This window comes from Saccharomonospora iraqiensis subsp. paurometabolica YIM 90007 (assembly GCF_000231035.2).
Taxonomy (GTDB): domain Bacteria; phylum Actinomycetota; class Actinomycetes; order Mycobacteriales; family Pseudonocardiaceae; genus Saccharomonospora; species Saccharomonospora paurometabolica.
Map to the genome: position 1 here is coordinate 1 of NZ_KI912236.1, position 2,584 is coordinate 2,584.

The 2,584-nt window shown below is 74.0% G+C and carries 2 protein-coding genes and 1 pseudogene; all 3 read right to left on the minus strand.

What is annotated here, in order from left to right; all coding sequences use genetic code 11:
- Positions 1-323 (minus strand): annotated as a pseudogene (locus SACPADRAFT_RS27200) (hypothetical protein); the annotation flags it as partial.
- An 18-nt stretch (positions 324-341) separates the two neighbouring features.
- Positions 342-1,304 (minus strand): glutamate ABC transporter substrate-binding protein, encoded by a 963-nt coding sequence (locus SACPADRAFT_RS0211545; protein ID WP_007027221.1) that lies wholly within the window; start codon positions 1,302-1,304, stop codon positions 342-344.
- On the minus strand, positions 1,304-2,584 hold a 1,281-nt coding region (locus tag SACPADRAFT_RS0211550), incomplete at its 5' end, for a hypothetical protein (RefSeq protein ID WP_007027220.1). The genes SACPADRAFT_RS0211550 and SACPADRAFT_RS0211545, both read right to left, overlap by 1 nt.

Here is a 2,584-nt window from a genome sequence, read left to right on the forward strand (position 1 = left end):
TCCGGCGCTCCCTCCGCCCCGGAGCCCGTACCCGGTGCCGCGGGGTCGCTCCCGCCGTCCGGAAGCACGCTCTCCGTCCCGGGTTCGGGCAGCGGCTCGCCGGCCCCGGCACCCGTCCCGGCCCCGGGAGGCGGGGGTGGGGTGATCGAGCGGGTTCCCGGCGTCCCGGCGGCGAGCACGCTGGTGGGGGTCGGCTCCTGTGCGGCGTCCTGCTGCCACACCGGGCGGACCACCTCCGTTCCGGGCGAGACGTCCTGCCCGGCCTGCTGCCCGACCTGCTGCCCGCCCGTGGTCTGCGGTGGGTGCCGCGGCTCATCCGACACTGCTACCTCCGAAGGGTGTCACCGGTACCGGGGCTCGGGGGGCGCGGCGTCGCCGAGGTCCTCGCGCAGCCAGGTGTCGTAGCTGTCCTGCCACGTCCCACCCCGGACGTCCTCCAGGACGGCGTTGACGTAGCGCACCATGTCCTCGTCGCCCTTCGGGATGCCGATGCCGTAGTACTCGTTGGTGAACCGGTCCCCGACGATCTTCGTCGAGGTGCGGTCCTGGGCACGCATCCCCGCGAGGATCGTGTCGTCGGTGGACACGGCCGCCACCTGCCCCTGCTGCAGCAGCACGAGACAGTCGGACCAGTCGTCCACCGCCACCGGGACCGGCCGCGGCCTGCTCTCGGCGATGTTGCGCAGCGACGTCGACTCCCGGGTGGCACACACCCGCGCACCACCGAGGTCGCGGATGCCCTCGACGTCCGAGTCCGCGTCGACGAGCACCCGCTGCCCCGCGACGTAGTAGACGCTGGAGAAGTTGACCTCCTCGCGGCGCTCGCAGGTGACCGAGAACGTGCGCACGACGATGTCGACCTCGCCCTCCTTGAGCACGTCGATCCGGTCGGCCGAGCTGATCGCCCGGAACCGGATCGCGTCCGGATCACCCAGCAGGGACTCCGCGACGGCCCGCGCGATGTCGATGTCGAACCCGTGCAGTTCGCCCGTGTCCGGGTCGGAGAAGCCGAACAGGAAGGTGTTCTGGTCCACCCCGGCGATCAGGTACCCACGCTCCCGGATCTCGGCCATCGTGGAGCCGTCCGCGACCTCGGCGTCCGGCGGCAGGCTCGCGGTCGCGTTGCAGTCCCGCGAGGCCGACCCGCCGCGCGCGAGTTCCGGGTCGATCTCCGTCCCGGCGGGCGTCGGCCGGGCGACGGACTCCACCGGCGCGGGGTCGACGGGCTCCGCGGAGACGCCGCACCCCGCCAACGCCACGGCGGACACCGCGGCGAGTAGTCCGGCCACTCTGGTCCTTCTCATCAGCGGTACTCCCGGAGCCGTTCGCGGATACCCAGCGTCGCCCCGAGCGCGGCGACGACCGACAGCACCGCGAATCCCGGCGCGAGCAGGGTCAACGCGCGGGAGGCGGCGGTGGTGTCGTCGACGAATTCCTGCCTGGCCGTGCCGATCGCGTCGGCGAGATCGTTGTCCAACCGGGTGAACGCGGCGGCCGCGCCCGCCTCGTCACCGACGTCGAGTGCCGAGGTCACCGCCTGCCGGTGGTTGCCGGAGTCGTCCAGTTCGCGGATGCGCTCGTGCGCGGACCGCCAGGCCGTCGCGGCCTCGCTCGCCGAGCGCAGCGGGGCCTCGGCCGTGGTGCCCTCGGCCTCCGCACGGGCACGGGCCAGCAGTCCCCCCTCGCCGTCGGGCCCGGCGAACCGCCCGAACTGCTCGGTGAACTCCTCCTCGTACTCCTGCCCGCCCCCGCGGGCGACGAGGGTGAGCGTCTCGTCCGCCCGGGCCCGCAGCGCCGAGATGCGGGCGTCGACCAGCAGGCCCGCCTGTTCGCTCCCGTCGTCCCGGCCCTGGCTGACCAGCACCCCCTGCACGGTCAACGCCACCGTGGTCCACAGGACGGCGACACCGACGGCCCCCGTGGCCACGAGCAGCCCCACGTTGAACACGCGGTTCGTCGTGCGCCGGAGATAGGCCTGGGTGTAGAGCAACGCGGCCGCCAGCCCGAGCAGGAGCACGCCGGTCACCCAGGGAATGCCCGTGGCGTCGTCCTGCGCCCCGGCCAGCCGGTCGTTGTCGATCTCGTACAACCGCTCCGCCGCGGGCAGGATCTCCGACCGCAGCAGTTGCGAGGCCTGCCGCAGGTAGGCGGCGCCCACGGGATAGCCCTGGCGGTCGTTGGCCCGGGCGGTCTCGACCAGACCGGTGTAGGTCGGCAACTGCCTGCTGATGATGTCGACCTGCTCGGCGGCGCCCCCGGCGCTGCCCGCGTCGGAGGCCGCCTTCGCCAGCGCCGCACCGGCCTTGGCGATGTCCCGTTCGTAGCGTTGCCGCAGCTCGGGGGACGCGGCACCGGGGGAGAGGAACGCGCTCGCCGCCGTGGCGTCGGCGTCCGACAGCGACCGGTGGACCTCCTGTGCCGCCGCGGCCAGCGGTTCCCGGTGCTCGACCAGGCCGTCGGTCGTCGCGCCGCGGTCCTGCATCGCGAGGGTGCCCACCAGTCCGGTGAGCAGCGAGAGCACGACGAGCCCCGCGCCGATCAGCGACAGCCGCCCCGGGCTCGTGGCGGCGGACCGCCGGAGCCC